The sequence below is a fragment of the Intestinimonas sp. RTP31139st1_F5_RTP31139_211217 genome (genome assembly GCF_040226735.1).
Lineage (GTDB): Bacteria > Bacillota > Clostridia > Oscillospirales > Oscillospiraceae > Intestinimonas > Intestinimonas butyriciproducens.
Genome location: NZ_JBCOAQ010000001.1, coordinates 152,048 through 175,098, shown reverse-complemented (window position 1 = coordinate 175,098; position 23,051 = coordinate 152,048). Strand labels below are relative to the sequence as shown.

At 57.9% G+C, this 23,051-nt stretch carries 23 protein-coding genes; 4 read left to right on the top strand and 19 right to left on the bottom strand.

Annotated features, from left to right (window positions below; genetic code table 11):
• The first annotated feature begins 23 nt into the window (after positions 1 to 23).
• Positions 24 to 677, top strand: coding sequence for an HAD family hydrolase (locus ABUA09_RS00905; RefSeq protein WP_058117711.1), 654 nt, complete (start codon positions 24 to 26; stop codon positions 675 to 677).
• A 67-nt stretch (positions 678 to 744) separates the two neighbouring features.
• On the opposite strand, the gene ABUA09_RS00900 is transcribed toward ABUA09_RS00905, so the two are convergent.
• The 5 genes from ABUA09_RS00900 to leuC all read right to left on the bottom strand — a co-directional run bounded on the left by ABUA09_RS00900 (position 745) and on the right by leuC (position 5,257).
• Positions 745 to 1,374, bottom strand: coding sequence for an ECF transporter S component (locus ABUA09_RS00900; RefSeq protein WP_033116705.1), 630 nt, complete (start codon positions 1,372 to 1,374; stop codon positions 745 to 747).
• A gap of 97 nt (positions 1,375 to 1,471) precedes the next feature.
• The gene (locus ABUA09_RS00895) at positions 1,472 to 2,272 is read right to left on the bottom strand and encodes a type III pantothenate kinase (RefSeq protein ID WP_227151522.1); all 801 of its coding nucleotides are present in this window, start codon (positions 2,270 to 2,272) and stop codon (positions 1,472 to 1,474) included.
• A 152-nt stretch (positions 2,273 to 2,424) separates the two neighbouring features.
• Positions 2,425 to 3,501: a 3-isopropylmalate dehydrogenase gene (leuB, locus tag ABUA09_RS00890; RefSeq protein WP_033116707.1), complete on the bottom strand. Its 1,077-nt coding sequence runs from the start codon at positions 3,499 to 3,501 to the stop codon at positions 2,425 to 2,427.
• Entirely contained in the window at positions 3,498 to 3,983 is a 486-nt protein-coding gene (locus tag ABUA09_RS00885) for a 3-isopropylmalate dehydratase small subunit (protein ID WP_208319113.1), read from the bottom strand. The genes leuB and ABUA09_RS00885 overlap by 4 nt, the downstream gene beginning before the upstream one ends.
• On the bottom strand, positions 3,980 to 5,257 hold the full coding sequence (gene leuC, locus ABUA09_RS00880) for a 3-isopropylmalate dehydratase large subunit (protein ID WP_033116709.1): 1,278 nt from the start codon (positions 5,255 to 5,257) through the stop codon (positions 3,980 to 3,982). The genes ABUA09_RS00885 and leuC overlap by 4 nt, the downstream gene beginning before the upstream one ends.
• A 98-nt stretch (positions 5,258 to 5,355) precedes the next feature.
• Between leuC and ABUA09_RS00875 the strand changes: the two genes are divergently transcribed.
• Entirely contained in the window at positions 5,356 to 5,976 is a 621-nt protein-coding gene (locus ABUA09_RS00875) for a Crp/Fnr family transcriptional regulator (protein WP_033116710.1), read from the top strand.
• Between the two features lie 4 nt (positions 5,977 to 5,980).
• Here the strand turns inward: ABUA09_RS00875 and ABUA09_RS00870 are convergent, their stop codons facing one another.
• Positions 5,981 to 6,802, bottom strand: a complete 822-nt coding sequence (locus ABUA09_RS00870; RefSeq protein ID WP_033116711.1) for a formate/nitrite transporter family protein — start codon at positions 6,800 to 6,802, stop codon at positions 5,981 to 5,983.
• A 253-nt stretch (positions 6,803 to 7,055) separates the two neighbouring features.
• Here ABUA09_RS00870 and ABUA09_RS00865 point away from each other — a divergent pair, with 253 nt between their 5' ends.
• Together ABUA09_RS00865 and ABUA09_RS00860 are read left to right on the top strand one after the other, a co-directional pair.
• Entirely contained in the window at positions 7,056 to 7,511 is a 456-nt protein-coding gene (locus tag ABUA09_RS00865; protein WP_033116712.1) for a DUF6323 family protein, read from the top strand.
• Complete coding sequence (locus tag ABUA09_RS00860; protein ID WP_279204428.1) at positions 7,504 to 8,466, top strand: DUF6179 domain-containing protein; 963 nt, start codon at positions 7,504 to 7,506, stop codon at positions 8,464 to 8,466. The genes ABUA09_RS00865 and ABUA09_RS00860 overlap by 8 nt, the downstream gene beginning before the upstream one ends.
• 66 nt (positions 8,467 to 8,532) lie before the next feature.
• On the opposite strand, the gene spoIVA is transcribed toward ABUA09_RS00860, so the two are convergent.
• The 13 genes from spoIVA to remA form a co-directional block, all read right to left on the bottom strand.
• On the bottom strand, positions 8,533 to 10,011 hold the full coding sequence (gene spoIVA, locus ABUA09_RS00855) for a stage IV sporulation protein A (protein WP_033116714.1): 1,479 nt from the start codon (positions 10,009 to 10,011) through the stop codon (positions 8,533 to 8,535).
• A 16-nt stretch (positions 10,012 to 10,027) separates the two neighbouring features.
• Positions 10,028 to 11,554: a DUF3794 and LysM peptidoglycan-binding domain-containing protein gene (locus ABUA09_RS00850; RefSeq protein WP_058117701.1), complete on the bottom strand. Its 1,527-nt coding sequence runs from the start codon at positions 11,552 to 11,554 to the stop codon at positions 10,028 to 10,030.
• A 239-nt stretch (positions 11,555 to 11,793) separates the two neighbouring features.
• A complete protein-coding gene (gene rsgA / locus ABUA09_RS00845) occupies positions 11,794 to 12,690 on the bottom strand; it encodes a ribosome small subunit-dependent GTPase A (protein ID WP_033116716.1) in 897 nt (298 codons plus the stop codon).
• Positions 12,691 to 12,698: 8 nt separating this feature from the next.
• On the bottom strand, positions 12,699 to 14,780 hold the full coding sequence (gene pknB / locus ABUA09_RS00840) for a Stk1 family PASTA domain-containing Ser/Thr kinase (RefSeq protein WP_349949000.1): 2,082 nt from the start codon (positions 14,778 to 14,780) through the stop codon (positions 12,699 to 12,701).
• Positions 14,781 to 14,800: 20 nt separating this feature from the next.
• A complete protein-coding gene (locus ABUA09_RS00835) occupies positions 14,801 to 15,529 on the bottom strand; it encodes a Stp1/IreP family PP2C-type Ser/Thr phosphatase (RefSeq protein ID WP_033116718.1) in 729 nt (242 codons plus the stop codon).
• A 46-nt stretch (positions 15,530 to 15,575) separates the two neighbouring features.
• Positions 15,576 to 16,598 carry a dual-specificity RNA methyltransferase RlmN gene (rlmN, locus tag ABUA09_RS00830; RefSeq protein WP_349948999.1) on the bottom strand — a complete coding sequence of 341 codons (1,023 nt, stop codon included), beginning with the start codon at positions 16,596 to 16,598 and terminating at the stop codon, positions 15,576 to 15,578.
• A complete protein-coding gene (gene rsmB / locus ABUA09_RS00825) occupies positions 16,595 to 17,929 on the bottom strand; it encodes a 16S rRNA (cytosine(967)-C(5))-methyltransferase RsmB (protein ID WP_033116764.1) in 1,335 nt (444 codons plus the stop codon). The genes rlmN and rsmB overlap by 4 nt, the downstream gene beginning before the upstream one ends.
• A gap of 24 nt (positions 17,930 to 17,953) precedes the next feature.
• Positions 17,954 to 18,874: a methionyl-tRNA formyltransferase gene (gene fmt, locus ABUA09_RS00820; RefSeq protein WP_033116720.1), complete on the bottom strand. Its 921-nt coding sequence runs from the start codon at positions 18,872 to 18,874 to the stop codon at positions 17,954 to 17,956.
• Positions 18,871 to 19,374, bottom strand: coding sequence for a peptide deformylase (def, locus tag ABUA09_RS00815; protein ID WP_033116721.1), 504 nt, complete (start codon positions 19,372 to 19,374; stop codon positions 18,871 to 18,873). Before def ends, fmt begins: the two co-directional genes overlap by 4 nt.
• Before the next feature lie 22 nt (positions 19,375 to 19,396).
• Positions 19,397 to 21,874 carry a replication restart helicase PriA gene (gene priA, locus ABUA09_RS00810; protein WP_349948997.1) on the bottom strand — a complete coding sequence of 826 codons (2,478 nt, stop codon included), beginning with the start codon at positions 21,872 to 21,874 and terminating at the stop codon, positions 19,397 to 19,399.
• A 71-nt stretch (positions 21,875 to 21,945) separates the two neighbouring features.
• On the bottom strand, positions 21,946 to 22,149 hold the full coding sequence (rpoZ, locus tag ABUA09_RS00805; protein ID WP_052082501.1) for a DNA-directed RNA polymerase subunit omega: 204 nt from the start codon (positions 22,147 to 22,149) through the stop codon (positions 21,946 to 21,948).
• A gap of 7 nt (positions 22,150 to 22,156) precedes the next feature.
• Complete coding sequence (gmk, locus tag ABUA09_RS00800) at positions 22,157 to 22,768, bottom strand: guanylate kinase (protein ID WP_033116723.1); 612 nt, start codon at positions 22,766 to 22,768, stop codon at positions 22,157 to 22,159.
• The gene (gene remA, locus ABUA09_RS00795) at positions 22,768 to 23,043 is read right to left on the bottom strand and encodes an extracellular matrix/biofilm regulator RemA (RefSeq protein ID WP_033116724.1); all 276 of its coding nucleotides are present in this window, start codon (positions 23,041 to 23,043) and stop codon (positions 22,768 to 22,770) included. The genes gmk and remA overlap by 1 nt, the downstream gene beginning before the upstream one ends.
• Positions 23,044 to 23,051: the final 8 nt, after the last annotated feature.

Genomic DNA, 23,051 nt, shown 5'->3' with positions numbered 1-23,051 from the left:
GCTCAGAAAGAGAGGAACAAAATATGCTTTTATATGATTCCGTCCTGTTTGATTTGGACGGGACGCTTCTGGACACCCTGCAAGACCTGGCCGAGAGTACAAACTACGCTTTGGTGAGTAGCGGCTTTCCAGCACGCAGCTTGGAAGAGATCCGAGCGTTTGTTGGAAATGGCGTAGCACGGCTGATCCATCTAGCTGTGCCGGACGGGACATCGGAGTTTTGCGAAGAGCGGTGTCTGGCACTGTTCAGACACTATTACCTCGACCATATGAGCTGTAAAACAGAACCTTATCCTGGAATTCGGGAACTGTTGACCGCACTTCAACAGTCAGGCTGCCGAATCGGTGTGGTCTCCAACAAATTTGACGGTGCAGTAAAGGGGCTCTGCAGGCAATATTTTGGAGATATCCTCTCTGTTGCCATCGGAGAGCAGGCCGGCATCCGAAAAAAGCCGGCTCCAGATCTGGTGGAGTGCTGCCTCCAGTGCCTTGATGCCGATCCGGGACGCACAGTTTATGTGGGAGACTCGGACGTAGACATTCAGACCGCCAAAAATGCAGGACTCCCCTGTATTTCTGTCTCCTGGGGGTTTCGCAGTAGAGACTTTTTAATAGAGCATGGGGCGTCCGTGGTCATCCCTTCCCCTTTGGAACTACAGAAGCTTTTGGTATACTAAAATAACATCCACCCCTGACGTGCACTATGCACGTCAGGGGTGGATGTTTATACCGCCGCTGTTTTGTTTACTTGAATAGGGACTTGGAGAGCGCTTTAGAGACCGCTGCGACAACAATGCAGGATACGATTGCTTCCGGAATACCGGCAGTGGTCGCAACCGTCATCACCATGGCACCTACGCCGCTTACGTCAATACCATAATAAGTGGCAACGACATTGCTGGCCAGCAGCCATAGCGCGCCCAGATAGAAAATCGTATTGAGCATGGAACCTACAAAGCCCGTAATAGCGTAGCCGACCATACCGCTTTTGTCAAACGACATTTTTTTCAGACCGACCGCCAGCAGCCCGGCCAGCCACCCCATCAGAATACGGGGAATCATGGCAATGACAATATAGAGGAAGGGACTGTAGGTCATGATGGTGGTGGCAAAGAGATCTGCGCCGGGCATGGTGATGACCTTTAAAAGCGCAGACAGTCCAAAAAAGCCACCCAGAATCGCACCGGCAGTCGGCCCCATGAGGACCGCGCCGATGATGACGGGCATTTGAATGGTGGTGGCGGCTATGGGCCCGATCACCAAATAGCCCAGAGGTGTAAAGGCCAGCAAAAAAATGATGGCCACCAGGACAGCCATACGTACCAGCCGCCTGGTATCATAATGGGTACGGGAGTGGGATACTGCTTTTTCCATGGTTTGAACCCTCCTGCTACCGCTCCCCTGTGGCGGGGATGCAGCGCAATTTATTTACCCACGGCATGCAGCCGTTGAGCACAAGAGAAACATGATATTAAATTTTGCGTCCGCCCTTCCCTTCGGTGTTCTTCCGATAAATCAGATAGAGCCCGTTCATGAGCAGGTCGGCATCATATAGAATGTCTCTTTTGCAATATTTTAAAACGTCGGGCGCATTTCCGCCTGTTGCGACTACAGCGGCGGAGGATATCCCGGCCTCCTCTTCCAATCTGCCGATCATTCCATCCACCATGCTGGCGTTTCCGTAGAGTACGCCGGCTCGCATGGCATCCACTGTATTGTGTCCGAAAATCGAGGGCGGAGGCGTAATGGAAATGTGGGGCAACGCGGCTGCGCGCTCCGAGAGCGCCTCCAGCGCCACTCGGACCCCTGGCATAATAACACAGCCTTCATAGACATTGCCCCGCAGAAACGACATAGTAATCGCCGTTCCCATATCGATTACAATGATGGGAGAAGGATATTTGTCAATCGCAGCCACAGAACAGGCCACAATGTCGCCGCCCATCTGAGTGTGGATATCCGACTTAATGTTAAGTCCTGTTTTCAGTCCGGGGCTCATCATCATGGGTGGCTTTCCGGTGAGCAGCTCCACACTGGCGCTAGCGGCATGAGTCACAGAGGGCACCACACTGGAGATGACGGCCCCGCCGATCGCGGTGAGGTCGGCATGATACAGGTCAAAAATACCCTTGAGCACGATAGCAAACTGGTCGCGCGTCGTATTCCGTCTCGTCGCAGTATCGGAGCGGAAAGCAGGCTTCCCATCTGGTCCGAACAGGGCGATTGTCGTTGTGGAATTCCCAATGTCGATTGCCAAAACCAATTCTGCCACGCTCCTTCTCCGTTGTCAACTAGGATTTTATCAGAGACAGCACAAATATGCAAGGGATTTCCCGCTGTTTAAAAATACCGGCACATCCGCAAGTGATCCAGCAGACGCTTTGAGAGGCGGGCCATAACGGCCCGCCTCTCAGCTCGATTCATTCAGATGTGCTCTCGAATGAGACGTCCCATCTCGCGGGTCCCAATGGCGGCAGTACCCGGTTCGGCGATATCGGGAGTGCGCCAGCCCTCCGCCAGAACAGCATCCACAGCGTGTTCAATGGCGGCGGCCTCCTCCGCACACTGGAAGGAGTACCGGAACATCATCGCCACAGACAAAATGGTGGCGATGGGGTTGGCTTTATCCTGACCGGCGATATCCGGTGCAGAGCCGTGAATCGGCTCATAAAGGCCCGGAGCGGCATCTCCAATGGAAGCCGAAGGCAGCAGCCCGATAGAACCTGTGACCATAGACGCCTCGTCGGAAAGGATATCCCCGAACATATTCTCTGTTACCACCACATCAAACTGTCCGGGATCACGGACCAACTGCATGGCACAGTTATCCACCAGCACATCCTCATACGCGACGTCGGGATACTCCCCGGCCAACCGGTGCATGACGGAGCGCCACAGGCGGGAGGTCTCCAGTACGTTGGCCTTGTCTACCGAAGAGACCTTGCCGCGGCGGAGGCGGGCCAGCTCAAAAGCGCGGCGCCCAATGCGCTCGATCTCTTTCTCGGAATAAGCCATAAGATCGGTACATTCCACGCCCCGGTCCTCTGTCTGATACCGGTCCCGCTTACCAAAATAGACGCCGCCGGTGAGCTCACGGACCATCATAAGGTCGATCCCCTTCTCTGCGGTCTCCTTTTTCAGGGGACAGGCACCGGCCATAGCGGAGCGCAGTGTGGCGGGACGCAGGTTTGCATAGAGTCCCAGGTCCTTCCGAATGGCCAGCAGCGCTGTTTCGGGCCGTTGTTCAGCCGGTTTGTCAGAGCCCCACTTGGGCCCGCCTACCGCGCCCAGGAGGACGGCATCACAAGCCCGGCAGACCTCTGCAGTCCCATCTGGGTAGCTCTTCCCCACCGCGTCGGTGGCACAGCCGCCCAGCAACACGTCCACAAAATCGAACGTATGCCCGAACCGCTTCCCGACGGCCTCCAGCACTCCCACGGCCTCGCCGACCACCTCAGGCCCGATGCCGTCGCCCTTGATCAATGCGATTTTGTAGTTCATTTTGCCACCCCCCGGGTTTTCAGAGACTTGAGCAGTCCCCCGCTCTCGATGATCTCTTCGATAAACGCAGGGAAAGGCGCGGCCTGGAAGGTCTTCCCCAGGGTCTCATCCGTGATGACGCCGGTCCCGAAGTCCACAGCTACCATGTCGCCAGCCCGAATGGCCGCTGCGGCCTCCGGACACTCCAGAATGGGGAAGCCAATGTTGATGGCGTTGCGGTAGAAAATGCGGGCAAAGGAAGCCGCGATCACACATTTTACGCCACAGGCCTTCAGGGCCAGAGGGGCATGCTCCCGGGAAGAGCCGCAGCCAAAGTTGGCCCCGGCCACCACGATATCGCCCGGCTCCACCGTTCCGGCGAACTGCGCATCGATATCCTCCATGCAATGCGAGGCCAGAGATTTTTCATCCGGCGCATTCAGATAACGGGCGGGGATGATAACGTCGGTATCCACATTGTCCCCATAGCGATAGACTTTCATGCCTGTGTACCTCCCATCACGGTTTCAGGATCTGCGATGACGCCGACCACGGCGGAGGCGGCGGCTACCGCGGGGCTGGCCAGGATGATTTCAGAGCTCACCGGACCCATGCGGCCCACAAAATTCCGGTTTGTGGTGGAGACCGCCCGTTCACCGTCCGCCAGCACACCCATATGGCCGCCCAGGCAGGGTCCGCAGGTAGGGGTGGATACGGCACAGCCGGACTCGATAAAGGTCTGGATGAGGCCCTGGGCCATGGCGTCCATATAGATCTGCTGGGTAGCCGGGATGACGATGCAGCGTACGCCCTTTGCCACCTGCCGGCCCTTCAGGATATCGGCGGCCTCCTGAAGATCTTTGAGCCGACCATTGGTACAGGAACCTATGACCACCTGCTGAATGGACATACCGGCCGCCTCGTCCACCGTCTTGGTATTGGAGGGCAGATGCGGAAGAGACACGGTAGGACGGAGCGCGGAGAGATCAATGATCACCTCGCGCTCATACACGGCGTCGGCATCGGGCTCTACGGCTTCCCAAGGGCGGTCCACCCTGCCCTTCAAATAGGCCCTGGTCCTGGCGTCCACCGGGAAGATGCCGTTCTTAGCCCCTGCCTCGATGGCCATGTTGGCGATAGTAAAGCGGTCGTCCATGGTGAGCTCCGCCACCCCGTCTCCCGCAAATTCCAAGGACTGATAGAGCGCGCCGTCCACGCCGATCTCACCGATAAGATGGAGCACGACGTCTTTTCCGCTGACATACTTTCCCGGCTTTCCCGTAAGGGTCACTTTGATGGCGGAGGGAACCTTGAACCAGGCAAGACCGGTGGCCATGCCGGCGGCCATATCGGTGGAGCCCACACCGGTGGAGAATGCGCCCAGGGCGCCATAGGTACAGGTGTGGGAGTCGGCTCCGGTGATGACCTCACCGGGGGCGGCCAGCCCCTTCTCGGGGATTAGGGCATGTTCCACTCCCATCTGCCCCACGTCATAGAAGTGTGTGATCCCAAAACGCTGGGCAAAGCTTCGGGCCTGGGCGCAGAGCTGCGCCGCCTTGATATCCTTACAGGGAGTGTAGTGGTCCAGGACGATGGCGATCTTGTCCCGGTCGAACACCTGTGTAAGCCCTGCCTTGTCAAATTCCGTGATAGCCACCGGTGTGGTGATGTCGTTGCCCAGCACCAGATCCAGCCTGCCCTCGACCAACTGCCCTGCCGTCACAGAAGCGAGTCCCGCATGCTTTGCCAGAATCTTCTGGGTCATGGTCATGCCCATCTTTGGGTCCCTCCTTGTTTTTGATTGTCTTTATTATGAAGCCTGTGGTAGAAAAAGAATGTAAAGTGTGATACAATCAAGAAAAAGAGGTGAAAAAGATGGCGTATCATTGGGCCCCACTGGCTGAGGGCCAGACGCCGCGGATCTATGCGCCAGGGCAGCTCATCTACCTTCAGGGCACGGAAGCGGATGTGTTCTATTATCTGCTCTCCGGTAAGGCACGCAGCTATATCAGCTCCGCATCCGGCGGGGAGCGGGTACTTGCCACCCACCGCTCCGGAGACCTGATGGGCGAGGCATCTTTTTTTGACGCTTGTCCCCGGGTGTCCTCCGCTGTGGCGGTCACGGAATGCCGTGTGGTCTCGGTGGACCGCGACCGCCTGGACCGCATCTTCCGTGCTCACCCGAGTCTGGCTCTCCCGATGCTCCAGTACCTGGCCCGCACGGTGCGGATGCTCTCCAGCCACGTGGATAATATGTCCTTCCTCCAGGCGGACCGCCGGGTGGCCCGCTGTCTCCTCACATTCCAGGAAGAGACGGACGGCGCCCTGCACTGCACCCATGAGGAGCTGGGCGCCGCCGTGGGCGTAAGCCGGGTGACGGTGAGCCGGGTTTTGAGCGAGTTTGCCCGCCGCGGCTTTCTGGAGACCGGTTACCGCTCTATGAGAATTCTAGACCGCGGGGCGCTCATCGACTTTGCAAGCCAAAGGGAGGATTAGGAGGTCACCCGCTCTTCCCTCTCAAGTGACACAGCCAAAAGACAAGGGCAACCGCCATACCGCCCAGAATATTTCCCAGCGTGACGGGAAGCAGGTTCCGAAGCAGGAAATTCTCCCAGGTAAGCGCGGTCAGGTCCAGCCCCGCCCCGGCAGCCAGCTCGGCATATCGCGGGATGCTCCGCGCAAAAAGGCCCGCCGGGATATAAAACATATTTGCGATGCTGTGCTCAAAACCACAGATTACAAAAAAGGCGACCGGCAGATAGGCGCCCAGCGCCCGACCGGTGAGGTCCTGCCCGGTCAGAGAGAGGAGAACCCCGAGGGTGACCAGTACATTGCAAAACAGGCCGAGGAGAACGGCGTTTCCAAAGGTCAGAGCACACTTTCCGGCGGCCGCCTTCATGGTAAAGACCGCCAGTCCACCGGCGGAGTAGTCCATTTGACCGGAAAAGGCACAACCGGCGGCCACGGCCAGCGCACCGGCAAAATTTCCGAGGTACACCAGCCCCCAGTTGCGGAGCATTCTCGCCGCGCTGGTCCTCTGATTCAGTACAGAGAGAAAAAGGAGCGTGTTTCCGGTAAAAAGCTCGGCGCCGGTGAGGATCACCATAGCAAGACCAAAGGGGAAGAGCAATCCTGAGACCAGCCGGCACAGCCCCACATTGGCGATACTGTGTCCGGCGGTATTGGTGACGGCCCCGCCCATAGCGATGAGAAACCCCGCCAGTATGCCCAGCAGCAGGAGTCTCCAAGCGGGGGCCTGTGTCTTGGCGACTCCAGCGGCAGCATAGTTTTCAACGGTTTCAGCAGGTGTAAACAGATTCACGACGCACCTCCAGAAGGAATTCCCAATAAGCATACCTGAATCGACAGGAGATTGCAATCCCGGCTTTTCCTCTTTGACTGAGGACAGTAATAAAAATGAGATACGGGAAATAGAAGGATGAAGGGCGGGAATTTTTCAAATTCCCGCCCTTCTATGTTTGTATCATACCACAAATCCGACTAAAATTCAAGTCTTGTCCCAAGTCCGGCACAGGTGTATATCTATATTTACTCTTTTCAAACGGGGTGGTTTTATGGCGCTGATGTGGTACGAAATGTCATCCTTTCTCCTTCAGGAACAGGCTGCGGAAGAAATCCTGCACTCAAACAGGCATTCTCTTCCGTTTGGCCTGCAACTCACCAAACAGCAGGCTCTGGAATTGGCGGAGACCCGCTCCAGAGCACTTCATGCCTGCGGCAGGGTGGAGTTCGGTGCGGGCATGATAGGAAAGCTCGCAGAGGCATTTTGCTCCTCTCCCTATCTCAGCAGAGAGACCTATGCGGAAACTTTGAACGAGTTGGTGGAGCTTTTTTATCTCTATAAGAGCGAGACCGGGGAGCGTGTCACAGACGACGGTCTGATCCGCTATATGCGCGCTGCATTTGACGGTCCCTGCGGCGGTTCACTGGAACTTCTGGGCGGCCGCGCGCTTTACCGCTTGGCCCACAGGCTGCGTTCAGGCGCATGCGAGGAGGACCAGGATGTCTGATCTGAAGCCGCATCGTGTCCTGCGGCGGGAATGTCTGGATGAGAGGCGATATTTTGACGCGCTGCTCTCCGTTTCGCTGGATCACGGGCTCCTCACGCAAAATGATCTTCTCAGGATGCAGGGAGAGTTTCTCGCGCTTCTGTCTCAGACCTGTGAGACCTATACCGGCGGATCCGGCAGTTCAGTACCTGTCGAGACAGCGGAAGAATTGAGCCGTTCCCTCCTCTTTACGCTTGGCATATGGCTGAAAGAGTTTCCCGATCCAGAGGATGCGCTGCATGCACTTTTGGAGACCAGCCTCGCCGAAGGTTACCGCAGAGGCAGCCTGAAGCTTATCATTCAGCTTCGGTCCACCCAGCAATTTTATCGCCAAGTGATGAAGCACAGGATTCCGACAGAAAACGAGCTCTACAATTCCACATTGCGGGACGGAATCCCCGCTTTTTTCGAACGATACCGTCCTGCATTCACCTCCCACCGCATTTCCATCACGGCGGACTATCCTCCCCTTCTCTACCCGCAGGGATATCAGGGACTCGACTTTATCCGTCTCTATCTGGGCCGCATCCACAGTGAGGACCTCCTGTGTCAAGCATTTGAAACGAGAGCGGTCTCCCGTGTTCTCTCCCTGCACGCCATTGATTATGGAGAGACGGTGAAAAGCATGGTCTGCAATCTGTGCGAACCGGTCCTTGCCTGTGCGCTGGCCTGCGGATTAGGCGGTGGGGAGTTGTACAGTCTTACCTTTTCCAAGGAACAGGCGCAGCGGGCATGGGAGCGGTTGGGCGGCGCGACGGAAGACCGCAGACTGTTGCTGGAGGGATTGGAAAAGATCCTGTCCTACGCCTCCCTCCAGACGTCACTGGGGGATTCGCCGAAGGCAATGCTCCGAGAGGCCGTTTCTATAAGCGTTGCCTCAATCAAACAAATGATTCATCTCTTGGCCGAACGATAGAGGAGGGCATAAAGATCCGGCCCAGGGGCGCGCCTCTGGGCCGGATGAATTTAAAATCCGATAACTTTATAAGATGATGCAAATCAAACCGCCGGACCCCTCGTTGATGATGCGCTGCAGAGTTTCCTGAAGCTTGCTTCTGGCATCCTCCGGCATCCGTTTGAGCTTGGTGTTCAGGTCCTCACTGACCAGCTCATGGAAGGACTTTCCGAAAATGTTGGACTGCCAGATGGCCTTGGTATCCCCTTCAAATTCCTGAAGGAGATAATTGATCATCTCTTCGGATTGTTTCTCATTCCCGACGATGGGAGAGACCTCGGTTTCGATATCGGCCCGAATCATATGGATGCTCGGGGCGCTGGCCTTCAGGCGTACGCCATAGCGTCCGCCCTGACGGACGATCTCGGGCTCCTCCAGATGGAGCTCATCGGTGGTGGGGACCACGATACCATAGCCGGTCTCTCTCACCTCTTGGAGGGCGGCGGCTACCTTGTCATACTCGCTTTTGACACCAGCCAACTCGGTCAGAAGTTCCATCAGGTCCCCGTCATCCTGGATGGTAAAGCCGGACTGGTTGGACAATGTCTCATAGAAAAGGCCCCTGGGCAGGTCCAGATCTGCCGCCGCCAAGCCGGTACCGAGCTGGATACCGCTAATCCGTGCGCTGCTGACGCCCTCGCAGGCGCCAATGGCGCTCACCGCCTGCTCCACATCCCGGATACGACGCATCCCAGCGGAGTTTTCACGGATCGCGGCGTACAGACCGCTCTTGATGGGGTGATCGTACGGAAGGGCATCCACCCAGGGAGGAAGGGACAGGTCCAGTTCCTTGAGGGGGAACTCATAGAGGACCGCTTTGATGATATCCGCCACATCGCCCTGGTCCAGCTCCAGGCAGTTGACCGCCATACATGTCACGTCGTACCGGGCGGCGATATCGTTTCGGATGGCCCGTGCCCGCTCCGACTTGGGGCTGGACGAGTTGAGCAGCACCAAGAAGGGCTTACCCAGCTCCTGCAATTCAGAAATGACCCGGTCTTCCGCTTCCAGATAGTCCTCTCGGGGAATATCCGTGATGGTTCCGTCGGTGGTGATGACAATGCCGATGGTGGAGTGCTCCGCAATGACCTTTCGGGTGCCGATCTCCGCCGCCTCCGTCATAGGAATCTCATGGTCGAACCAAGGCGTGGTGACCATCCGGGGCATATCGTCCTCGAATTGTCCCGCCGCACCCGGGACCATGTAGCCCACGCAGTCGATGAGACGGACCGATAGATTGGCGCCTCCGTCCATGGCGATTTCCACCGCTTCCTCCGGGACAAATTTCGGCTCAGCAGTCATGATGGTGCGCCCTGAGCCACTCTGGGGAAGTTCATCCCGCGCCCGCTCTTTGCGGTAAACGTTGTCGATGTGGGGAATCACCAGGGTCTCCATAAACCGCTTGATGAATGTGGATTTGCCCGTCCGCACCGGGCCCACCACCCCGATGTAGATATCACCCTCCGTGCGCAGGGCGATATCCTCGTAAATGTTCCGATCTTCCACTGGAAATTCCTCCTTTTTACCGCTTCTTGGGGATGAGCAGCAACTGACCCATGGGCAATACGTCCTCACCCAAGGCGTTGGCCTGAACGATATCGTCCATCGTCGTGCCGTAGGCCTTGGCGATATCCCAGAGCCGTTCCCCCTCGCCCACCATCCGCAGGACAATGGAGGGCTGACCGGCGGTATTGCGCAGTGCGCTCTCATCCAGACGGATATCGGATACTCCGGTCGTGTTATGCGGCATCAATGCCAGATAGCGGAAATCCAAAGGATAACGGACCTCTATGCCTCCGCCCGCTGGGGTGGCAAATCGTTCTCCGGGACACGTACAGCGGCAGGTGCAGGAAGCCCCCTCCGCCAATTCCACCGAACAGGAACAGGGCAGCGTCCGTGCGACCGTACAGAGGCTTCCGTCTTCGCCGCGATAAACCACGTTGACAGTGGTCTCTGCTGACAGATTGACCTGGCTCCCCTCCCGGCTCTGGCTCACAGCGCCCACGGTCACATAGACATCGCAGACCTCCCGGGCCGGTGTGACCGTCTCCAGAATCTCTCTTACCATGACCCTGCGCTCTGTGTGCTCCATAAGGCGATAGAAGGTATAGGGGCGGCGCTCGGCGTTCAGCTCGTAGACCGTGCTGTAGACATCGGATAGCAGTGCGATCTGCCGCTCCTCGCGTACCACCGCCTGGGCCAGCATGGCAAGAGAGACCGCGACCGTATGCCCCTCTCCTCCATCCAGGCTGCAGTCACAGCCCGTGAGGAGCACCTGGAGCGTACAGTCGGCATCCTCCTCTACACCAGAGACCTCCATAATCTGAGAAAAGGGCAGCTCAAAGCTTGCCGGACAGATCGCGCCGGAGGGCTCTCGGTACAAGAGCTGCAGCTCCGCCTCCCCTTTGAAAATCAGCTTGTTTCCAATGATCTTGGACTCGCTGCAGCGGAGGTCCACCCTGCTCTTCAAGAGCTCTTCCATCGCGGGTTTGGACCCCGAGAGGTTCAGGTCGTCAGAAAATGTAAAGGGTTTTTCCTCCACAGCTATGACCAGACAAGCGGATTGGGTCTCGCCAAGCTGCTGAATGCCGGCGGCGCTTTCACACTCCACCCCGTCGCAGAAGCTGGCGGTCCTGGGGGCGAATACCTGGACCTCTACGGCCAGACTCACTCTGGTGAGGACTTTTCTGGGGTTCAGACTGCGGGCATCCGCCGCCTGGACCCGGGGGACGGCCATCAGCCGACAGCTGCTCCCCAGGCCGGCGTGTTCTGCGGAGCAGGTAAAAGGGATACTGATGGTCATCCGCCGGAGCCCTTCGGCGCCATCGGGGACGTAGAGGACGGCGCACCGGGCGGTTCCGGCCACCTCGATCCGCCCCTCCTGGGCTTCTTTGCTCTTGAGACATACCACCGCTTCGGTATCCACGATGCGCAGGATATCCGGGCAGGCGTCGGGGACAATGCTCTCCAGGGTCTCCTCCTGATACAGGGTGGTGTCCAGAACGGTATCGTAACAGTTGAGATGGGTGGTCTTACATTCCAGCTCCATAGCGTTCCTCTCCTTGTACTGATTCTACAGGGAGCATATGTACAAGGTCTCGCCGCTATGACATCTTTTCATTTTTTCAGCGCAGTCCAAACAGCGCTTTCAAAATGCCGCACAGGCACTTCGGGGAACGTACTACGACGATCTTCAACAAAAACGCCTCCTTCCGACGTGGTCTGGTATCGCTATACCAGTATACGCGGAAGAAGGCGCTGCGTGTGCAAAAGTATATGGCAGTATGTTTATGGTTTCGTAACTCGCTCCCAGTCCTTGATCTCCCTTGCCTGCTCATAGAGGCGGACATAACTCTCATGGCGGCTGGGTGGGATCTTCCCTTCGGAAAGGGCCTGCAATATTGCACAGTCTTTTTCCTTTACATGTGCACAGCCGGCATATCTGCACATTCCCAGATAGGGCCGAAATTCCCGGAAAGCATGGGCCAGCGATTCTTTTCTCAGGGACTCCATACGTTCCGTGTCAAAGGAGGAAAAGCCGGGCGTGTCGGCTACAATCGCCCCATTCCTTAGGCGATAGAGCTCGACATGCCGCGTAGTATGCCTCCCACGCCCCAGCTTCTCGCTGACTTCTCCCACTTGGAGGTGAAAATCTGAGTCCAGCGCGTTCAGAATGCTGGACTTCCCAACACCCGAATTCCCTGTAAAGGCAGAAACCTTTCCTGCAATTGCAGCAGAAAGCTCCTGGATGCCCTCTCCTGTCTCAGCACTGACCCGCAGAGTGTGGAACCCAGCCGCGGTATAGATCTGATAGAGCATGTCGGCCGCATCCAAATCACACTTATTGATACAGATGAGACTTTCACAGCCCTCTTTGCTGTCTGCGATCGCCGCCACACGGTCAATTAGAAAGGGATCGGTGATCGGTATGGCACCGGAGACCACAATCACCAGCTGGTCGATGTTGGCAACTGCTGGACGTTGGAACTGGTTTTTCCTGGGAAATATCTCATCCAGAGCACCCTCGCCCCCGGAGAGCCGGGTGAATCTCACCCGGTCTCCCACCAGGGGCGTGATCTTCTGGTGACGGAATTTTCCCCTCGCGCGGCAGGTCACCAAGTCCCCTGTGCCGTCGTAGACATAGTAGAAGCCACTGAGCGCTTTTAAAATGATTCCCTCATCCATATGATTCGTCAGGTGTCAAAGTTGACGGTCACAGTACCGATAAAATCGCCGTCAATGTAGACTTTTATCTCCTGTGTTCCGGTTCCCCACACAGTAAAGTGAACATTTCCAACCCGGCGTTCGGCGCTCTTAGACTGGTCGATATCCTTCCCGGAAATGCGGACCTGGACGATATCCCCTGGCTCACCGTCACTGGGCAGAGAAACCTCCACATCTTTTGACTTGAGATTCCCGTTGACAGAGGGATCTTCCGGCTGGGAGCTGCTGCCAGGATTTGTGCTCTCGCTGGGGCTGGGCGTCTCTCCAGAGGATGTGCCGGAGCCGTTGCTGACCTGAAGGGTCACAGTAGTCCCCTCGTCCACCTCTGTGCCGGATGCGATGCTCTGGTACAGGACCAGACCCTCGGGCTTGTCGCTGTCCATCGTGACCACCTTTACCGACAGGTGCAGGTCCTCCTCCAGTGTCTTTTTGGCGTCGTCCACCATTTGGCCCACAACGGGTAGCATCGTCACCGGCTTGACCGCAGGACCGGAGCTGATCACCACAAGGATATCGTCGCCCGGCACCACGACCGTTCCCTCAGCGGGCGTGGTACGGATCACATAGTTCTCTGTAATGGTCTCAGAGGCCTCATACTGCGTTTCTGTGGGGCGCAGTCCATATTTTTGCAGTTCTACCAGGGCCTCGCGATACTCCTTACCCACTACGGGCGGCATGGTGATGGTCTCGGTACCGGCACTGATGTTGACCGTAATGGTAAGGCCGTCCTCTCCTACCTGGCGGTGGGCCGCTGGTTCCTGGGAGACAATCTGTCCGACCGGCACCGTATCGCTGGTCACTTTTTCTCCCTCTACAATGGTAAATCGCCCGACCACATCCGGGTCCTCCCGGGCCTCTTCCAGCGTCATCCCTGTCACTTTGGGGACGGTATAGGTAGTCGTGCTGGCAAAAATATTGCTGAAGAAGATGACCCACAGCAGAACGCCGATCCCGACCACAAACACCAGGATAGACGCCACTGCCAGCGGGACGGACATGCCACCGCCTTGGTCCTTGTGTTTTCTGGCAGAGCTGCGGTATTCCTCCGGGTCGTCGTCATCCTCCGCCTTGCGCTGTTCTCCGCGCGCCGCCTTACGAGGGGATTCCTGGGACGCTGGGGCGTAAGCTTTCCGCCGGTGCGTATCAATGATCTGAGTCGGCTCGTCAGTAACGCCTGGTGTAGGAAAGAGGTCGGAAGGCGTATACTCAAAATTGATGCTGGGATTTTTGCGGAATTCCTCCAAATCAGAGAGCATGGCATCGGCGCTGGCATAGCGATTTTCCACATTGGGTGCCATAGCCTTCATCGTGATGCTCTCGAGGGCCTCGGGGATATCGGGATTCAGCTCTCTGGGAGGCAACGGAATTGAGTTGATATGCTGAATGGCCACGGAGACAGGGGTATCCCCCTCAAAAGGGAGCCGTCCGGTAAGCATCTCATAGAGAACGACGCCGACGGAATAGATATCGCTGCGCGCGTCGATCCGGCTGCCCCTCGCCTGCTCCGGCGAGATATAGTGGACGGAGCCCAGCGCCTCCTGCGTCAGCGTATTCTGAGCAGCGGAAGCCAGCCGGGCGATCCCGAAGTCAGCCACCTTGACGCTGCCGTCCCGGAGGACCATGATGTTCTGGGGCTTGATATCCCGGTGTATGATGCCTCTGCTGTGGGCATGGGACAGGGCCTTCATGATCTGGGTAATGAAATGGAGTGCCTCCCGCCAATTGAGGGGCGCACCCTTCTTCTGCATATACTGCTTGAGAGTAATGCCGTCGATAAGTTCCATCACGATATATTCCACGTCGGAGGAACGGCTCACGTCATAAACGGCCATGATATTGGGATGGGACAGCATCGCCACAGCTTGGGACTCATCGTGGAACCGGCGGCGGAACTCAGCGTCCTTTGCCAGATCGTCCCGGAGGATCTTGATGGCCACCAAGCGGTTGAGCCGGTGACAGCGGGCTTTGTAGACCACCGCCATGCCGCCGGTGCCGATGACCTCCAGTATCTCATACCGGTTATCCAGCATTTTCCCTATGTACTGATCCATGAAGCGGTATCCTCCTTAGGTTACATCTGAAGCAGGACCACGGTCACATTGTCCGGAGCGCCCCGGGACAGTGCGATATCCAGCAGGCGCTGGCAGCAGTCCTCAGCCGGGCCGCCGTGCAGGACCTCATAGAGGACCTCCTGGTCGGTGACCACGTTGATGAGCCCGTCCGAACAGAGGAGCAGTACGTCTCCGGGACTGAGCTGTTGGCGGTACAGGTCGGCGCGGAGTTTGGCTTCCGCCCCCAAGACTCTGGTGATGAGATTTTTTTGAGGGTGCTGCCGGGCCTCTTCTGGGGTGATCTCTCCCCTGGCCACCAGGGCCTCCACCACGGAGTGATCCCGGGTAAGGCGGCTGATGCCGTCAGGTCGAATCAGATATGCCCGGCTGTCCCCGATGTTCAGCAGATAGGCCGTCTGCTCCACCACAAGCGCAGCCACCATCGTGGTGCCCATACCGCGGCAATCGGGGTCGATGCCGGCGCGGAAGTAGACCGCCTGGTTGGCCTGCTCCGCAGCGAAGTGAAGCACAGCCTCCGGTTCATTTTTCCACTGTTCTGGCGGCTGTGCCCCGGCCGTTTCGAGAAAGGTCTCCACCGCCATATGGCTGGCCACATTGCCGGCCTTGGCGCCACCCATACCGTCACAGACGACGGCGAGCCCCACATTCTCCTCGAGTAGCTCGATATGATAGTAATCCTGATTTTGTTCCCGGACCACACCTGTGTCGGTGATACCCCATATGTTCATATTGAACCAGTCCTTTCGCCCTAACAGGCACAGGCTGACTTATGTCTCACGATTCCTGCATGGCTTTCCGACGGAGCTGACCACAGGAGGCGTCGATATCCCCTCCCAGCTTCCGCCGGACCGTAACGTTGATACCCTGCTGCTCCAATCGTCTTTGGAATGCGGCGACCCTGCGGCTGGGTTTCAGCGGGCTCTCCTTGACCTCATTGAGGGGGATGAGATTCACATGGCCCGGCGTCCCCTTCAGATGCGCGGCGAGCAAATCGGCCTGCCAGTCGCTGTCATTCACCCCGTCGATCATGGCGTACTCATAGGAAATACGCCGTCCCGTAACTTCAAAATAGCGGCGGCAGGCGGCAAACAATTTTTCCACACCTACCGAGCGGTTCACCGGCATAATACGGCTGCGGGTCTCGTCGTCCGGGGCATGGAGTGAAACAGACAATGTCAATTGTAACCCATGTTCCGCCAATTTGTCAATTTTGTCTGTGAGCCCGCAGGTGGACAGAGAGATATGCCGCATCCCGATATGAAGGCCGTCCGGATGATTGACCAGCTCTAAAAAGCGGAGTACGGTGTCAAAATTATCCAGCGGTTCCCCTATCCCCATCAGCACGATATTGGATATGGGCACCCCTGCGTCCAGTTGGGTGAATAGCACCTGATCCAACATCTCAGATGGGGTCAAGTTCCGCACCTTGCCCCCCAGGGTGGACGCACAGAAGGCGCAGCCCATTCGGCACCCTACCTGGGAAGAGATGCATACAGTATTCCCATGGCGGTAGCGCATCAAAACCGTCTCAATGCAATTTTTATCTCCCAGACGCCAGAGATATTTGATCGTGCCATCCTGTGCGGAGACCTGTTTCCGCTCCACCTCCGGCTTCGTGATCACACATTCGCGGGCCAGCCTCTCCCTCAATGACTTGGAGAGATCGGTCATCTCCTCAAAGGATATGGCCCCGCGGTGGAGCCAGGTAAACACCTGTTTAGCACGAAAGGCCGGTTCCCCCAGCTCTTTGAGCCATGCGGCCATCTCCTCCTGGGTCATGGATTTGATATCGGTCATAGGTCCCTCCGCAGCTTTGCAATGTAAAATCCGTCCGTACCATGAATATGGGGCCAAAGCGTCAGCCTGCCCTCCGCCGCCCGCCCGATGGGGGCAGGCAGTTCAAAGGGCTCTGTGTGATACTCCGGATGCGCGTCCAAAAACCAAGACACCACATCCCCATTCTCCCGCTCCAGCAGTGTACAGGTACAGTATAACAGTACACCTCCCGGCTTTACATAGGCCGATACATTCTCCAAAATGGAACGCTGTACGGCAGGCAGCCCAGCCAGAGGCCCCGGCTCCTTGTAACGGATGTCCGGCTTTTTTCGGATGATGCCCAGGCCGGAGCACGGTACATCCGCGATCACTAGATCAAAGGCATCCACCCATTGCGCACAGGGGGACTTGGCGTCCTGCACAGCCGAGCGGATACAGGCCAGGCCCAGCCGCTGCGCACCGGCGTCTATGAGCTTTTTCTTGTGCGGGTGGATATCACAGGACAAAACTTCACCCCGGTCCCCCATCGCAATGGCGGTGCCAAAGGACTTGCCCCCCGGCGCGGCGCAGGCGTCCAGAACCCGCATCCCAGGCCTGGGAGCCGCAGCCATTACAGCGAGGCGGGCCGCCGCGTCCTGGATGTAAAATCGTCCGTCCCGGAATACCGAAAGCTGTTCCAGGTCGCCCCCTCCTGTCAGCGTAACACAGTCCGGCAGCCAGGGATGGGGTGCAGCGTCGGCCGCCTCTGCAGCCAAGGCGTTTAAGACCTCCAGCGTGGAGGCCCGGAGGATATTGATCTGGGCCACCGTAGCGGGTTCGCTGTTATCCGCCGCCAGCAGCCGCTCCGCCTCCTTTTCCCCCAGCGCGTCAAGGAACTCGCGTACCAGCCACAGCGGATGGCTGTATCGAATGGAGAGGTATCTGGCTGGATCTTTTTCCTCAATGAGCGGAAGGTGGTCCATATTTCGGGACACCGCCCTGAGAATCCCGTTGACCAGGCCAGGACTTCTGGGGTTCTTGCTGTATTTGCGGGAAAGGGTTACCGACTCGTTGACAGCCGCGCTGACCGGAATCCTGGTGAGAAACGCCATCTGATAGACGCCCAGCCGAAGTGCGTTGAGCACCCGATTTTCCATGCGCTCTACCCGCACGGAGGAGAACTTTCCAATATAAAAATCCAGAAGCATCCTGTTCTGAAGCACGCCAAAGCACAGACGGGTGGCCAGGGCGGCGTCCCTGCCGTCCAGTCCGACGGAATGGATATTTTTCTTGAGGGCGAGGTCGGACCACGCACCTTGTTTTTCACAGGCGGAGAGCGTCAACAGCGCTACTTCCCGGGCATTTCCAGCCATAATATCCTCACCCACTCGTCCCATCTACCCCAAACTCAGGGGGTGCCCGCGCAGATAGTCGGCGGCCTTCATCCGCTTGCCGCCATCCGGCTGCAACTCACAAATGCGAAGGAGCGTCCCTCCGCCGCAGACCATTACGATGCCGTTTTTCCCCGCTTCTATCACAGTCCCAGGCGCCTTCTCCATTTTGTCGTCAATCACGACAGTTGAAAGCACTTTACACCGGTTGCCTCCAAACTCCGCCACGGCTGCCGGCCATGGCAGAAGCCCGCGAACCTGATTGTGGAGGCTGCGGGCGTCCCGGTTCCAATCGATGGGCGAGAGCGCACGGCTCAGCATAGGCGCATAGGTGGCCAGGGCGGCATCCTGAGGCACCCTGGCGGGCCTGCCATCCGCGATTTGTCCCACCGCCTCCAGCAACAGCCCCGCCCCCAGCTGCGCAAGCCGCTGAAAGAGTTCCGGCGCGGTTTCATTCTCTCCAATCGGCGTGGCGGACTGACAGATGATATCCCCGGCATCCAACTCGGAGGCCATATGCATAATCGTAACGCCAGTCTCCGCTTCGCCATTCAAGATGGCCCAGTTGATGGGGGCCGCGCCACGATATTTGGGCAGCAGGGACGAGTGGACGTTGATACAGCCGTATTGTGGATATGCCAAAATATTATCCGGCAGAATACGCCCATAGGCCGCCACCACGATCAGCTCAGGGTCCGCTGCGTGCAGATACCCCAAGGCCTCCCCATCCCGCATTTTGCCTGGCTGAAACACTGGAACATTATGTGACAGGGCACATTCCTTTACAGGGCTTGTCTGGAGCTTCATCCCTCTGTTTTTGGGCTTATCCGGCTGCGTAAACACCCCGCAGACCTGATGGCCGGCGGTGAGCAGAGCCTCCAGCGAGGGGACGGCAAATTCCGGCGTGCCCATAAAGAGAATCCTCAACGCTTTTTTCCCTCCTCCGCCTCCATCATCTCGTCCAGCTCCTTTTGGGTGTAGAGGTGGTCGGTGAGTTCCGTAAAGAGATGCCCGTCCAGGTGGTCGATCTCATGGCAGAAGCATCGGGCCACGATACCAGCCCCCTCCGCCTCAAAGAATGCGCCGGTACGGTCCTGGGCCCGGACCTTTACACGCATAGGGCGCTCCACCATCCCCCACATCCCGGGTACGCTGAGACAACCCTCAAAGCCGTCCTGGATCTCCTCCGAGCGTTCAATGACCTCGGGATTGACCAGTTCCAGCATCTCATCATTCTCGTCCACCACAATGACGCAGCGGCGCAGAATTCCCACCTGGGGAGCTGCAAGGCCGGCGCCGCCCGCGTTGGCGAGGGTCTCTTTGAGGTCGTCCAGCAAATCATGGAGCCTGTCGTCAAAATTAGTAACGGGACGGGATGTCTTGTGCAGCACCGGGTCCCGGTCGGTCAAAATTTTTCTCAATGCCATGGTTGCATTCCTCCGTATCCAACTAATCATAGGGGTTCACATCCGCGAATATGGATACGCCCCTGTTTTCTTTATCACTGTTCGCTGCGCGCAGCATCTGCGCCAAGAGCCCCCGCACCTCCTTGGTATTTTGGCACATCAAGGTCAGGCGGTAGCGATAGCGGTGGTTGACCTTGGCCACCGCTGCAGGAGCGGGCCCCAAAAGTCTGGGGCGGTTTTCCGGGGAAGGCCAGACGGCGATCCATCGCTCCAGGCTGCGCCGAAGCTGCTGGCAGGCTCTGAGCACCGAAGCCTCGTTCAGCCCCGATGCCGTGAGCACGAAGAGGTCCCGGAAAGGTGGGTACTCCATCAATTTTCTCAGGTCGATCTCCTGTTCAAAAAAGCTGTCGTAATCCTGAGACGCCGCATATCGGATCACGTCGTTGTCGGGCGTATAGGTCTGAATGACCGCCCGCCCCGTCTTTCCGCCTCGCCCCGCCCGGCCGACCACCTGTGTAAGCAGAGAAAAGGTCCGCTCCGCGGCGCGAAAGGAATCGACATACAGGGCAAGGTCAGCCGCGATGACACCCACCAGAGTTACATTTTCGAAATCCAAGCCTTTCGCCACCATCTGTGTCCCAACCAGGATGGGAATCTTCTCCTTTTCAAACCTGGAGAGCAACGCCTCATGGGACTGAGAGGCGGAAATGGTATCGGTATCCATTCTCAGAACTTCCACCCCTGGAAACAACGACTCCAGCTCCTCCTGGACCTTCTGTGTTCCGACTCCGATAAAATTGAGGGCACCACCACACTCCGGACAGTGGTCCGGCAGCCGTTCAGAATGGCCGCAATAGTGGCACATCAGCCGCCCATTGGCTGAATGATATGTCAGATGGACAGAGCACCTTGGGCATGTGGGAACGGCGCCACACTCCCCACAGGAGACCATACGGCTGGCCCCTCTCCGGTTCAAGAACAGAATGCTCTGCTCTCCGCGTTCCAGATTGGATGCCAGTTCCCTGTGCAGGCGCGCACTGATGGAGGTACCGTTTCCGCTGCGAAGCGCCTCCTTCATATCAGTGACAAAGACATGGGGAAGGGCATGCTCATTATAGCGGCGGGAGAGGGTAACCATATGGTAGACTCCGCTCTTTGCCAGATACATGGTCTCTATAGACGGCGTGGCGGACCCGAGCACCAGCAGCCCTCCATTCCTGGCGCAACGATATTTGGCCACGTCCCTGGCATGGTACCGGGGCGTATTTTCTGATTTATAAGAGGCCTCCTGCTCTTCATCCAGGATAATGAGGCCCAGATCTTTCAGCGGCGCGAACACAGCGGAGCGGGTGCCCAGCACGACACGGGCCCGGCCGGAGCGGACCCGTTTCCACTCGTCATACCGCTCCCCTGCTCTCAGTGAGCTGTGAAGAACGGCAATATTTTCCCCGAAGTGGGCGGAGAAGATATGCAGGAGCTGGGGCGTCAGGGCGATCTCGGGCACCAGCACCATAGCAGATTCGCCACGGTCCAGCGCCGCACGGATGAGGCTGATATAGACCTGGGTCTTACCACTCCCGGTGACGCCGTATAAAAGCGCCACCGCCGGCTTTTCCGCCCGGGCAAGTGCGTCCAGGTGCAGAAAGGCTGTCTGCTGCTCCTGATTGAGGACCGGCGGCGCCGCCGGCTCGACTCCGTCCGCAGACACACGTCGGAATACCTCGCGCTTTTCCAGCGTCAAGATCCCGCTTTTCGCCAGGGCGCGCAGGGTGGCGGGGGATGCTCCGGTAAAATAGCAGATCTCCTTGGATGCCGCGCTCCCGAGCCCACAGAGAAGTTCTACCACAGCGTAACGCAGCGGAGCGGTCTTTCGCTTGGGCGTCACCAAAGCCAACGCCTCCTCCGCTGGAAGGGCCAGCGCGGCTACCTGTTCGGTCTTGTCCCCCACGCCGCGGGAGGCGCTGGTCTCCAGGACCAGTATCCCCTGCTCGGTGAGTTGGCGGAGCGCTGGATTTGGATCTTTGGTCCCCAAAGCCGCTCTGATCTGTCCCAATTCGGCGGAGCCGCCGGCGGCCCAAATCAGATCCAGAATCCGCCGTGCATGGTCGGAGCGGCCGGCCGCATCATAGGATCGCTCCCGGTCTACACCTTCCGCCACACGGTAACTGTCCTGAATGGAAAACCACAGTCCGGCAGGAAGCATGGCGCGTGCCGCGTCATAGACCGTGCAGAAAAAACGGTCGCGGACCCAGAGCGCCAGCTTGATGCCAGCGGCACCCAGCACCGGCGCATCATCCAAAACGGTAAGGACAGCCTTTATCTTCTTTTCCAGACGGGTTTCGTCTGTCAGGGCCAAGATCAGTCCCTCTGTGCGGCGGTTTCCCGCTCCAAAAGGGACAATGACCCGTACTCCAGGGGCGGCGCGTCCTTCCAGCTCCTGGGGAATCTGATAGTCATAGGGCCTGTCGATCGCATAGGTCGCCGCGGCAAGGGCCACCCGGGCGATACTGACATGCTCCATTCCGCGACCTCCTTCGTCCACAAAAGGCAAGTACCGGGGATAGCGGCCCCTCGGCACTTGCCTTGCATCCGTCAATGCTGTTCCGGTACGCTCAAATCCACCTTGCCCTCGGCAATCTCACGGATGGCGATGGACACCGGCTTATCGTTGAGGGGATAGCCCTGCTCGTCGGCATCGGCGGCGATCTCACGGGCCCTGTGGGCCACCACGTTCACCAATTGATAGCGGCTGGGCACCTGCTTGAGCAGATCTTTCATTGCGGGATAGAGCATCATACAAAAGTCACACTCCTTCTATGAGATGGATGCGGTTCTTGGTCCGGCAATCCTCCGCGATCAGGATGGAGATGATCTCCTCCGCAGCGGCGGATACCTTGTCGTTGACCACCAGATAATCGTATTTGGGTATCTGCTTATATTCTTCCCTCGCCTTTTGGAGCCGGCCGGCTATGACCTCTTCGCTGTCCGTATTTCGACCGCGGAGGCGCCGGGAGAGCTCCTCAAAAGAGGGCGGAATAATGAAAATCAAAACGGCGTCGGGACATTTGCTCCTCACCTTGGCCGCACCCTGGACTTCGATATCCAAAAGCACGTCGACGCCGGCGTCCAGCTTTTCCTGGATGACTTTCAGAGAGGTGCCGTAATAGTTGTTGACATACTCTGCATGCTCCAGCAGTTCGCCGTCAGCAATCATGCGTTCAAACTCGTCCCGTTCCACAAAGTTGTAGTTGACGCCGTTTGCCTCCCCCACCCGCGGCTTTCGGGTGGTGAAGGAGACGGAAAAGTGGATGTCCTGCCTCTGTCCGAGGAGTTCGGCGATCACCGTGCTCTTCCCCACACCGGAGGGACCGGACAGGACGATGAGCTGTCCCTTGGCTTTCTTTTTCAGAGCCATCAGTCCTCGTCCTCCTCCGGTATGGGATCCGCGGCATCCCTGCCGCCGCTCAAGCGGCCGGCCACCGTCTCCGGCTGGATCGCCGAAAGAACGATGTGGTCGCTGTCCATAACCAGTACGGCCCGAGTACGTCGGCCATAGGTCGCGTCGATGAGCACACCGCGCTCCCGGGCCTCCTGTATCATCCGCTTGATGGGCGCCGACTCCGGACTTACGATGGCAATCAGCCGGCTGGCGGAGACCATGTTGCCAAATCCAATGTTGATGAGCTTCATGCTTTCCG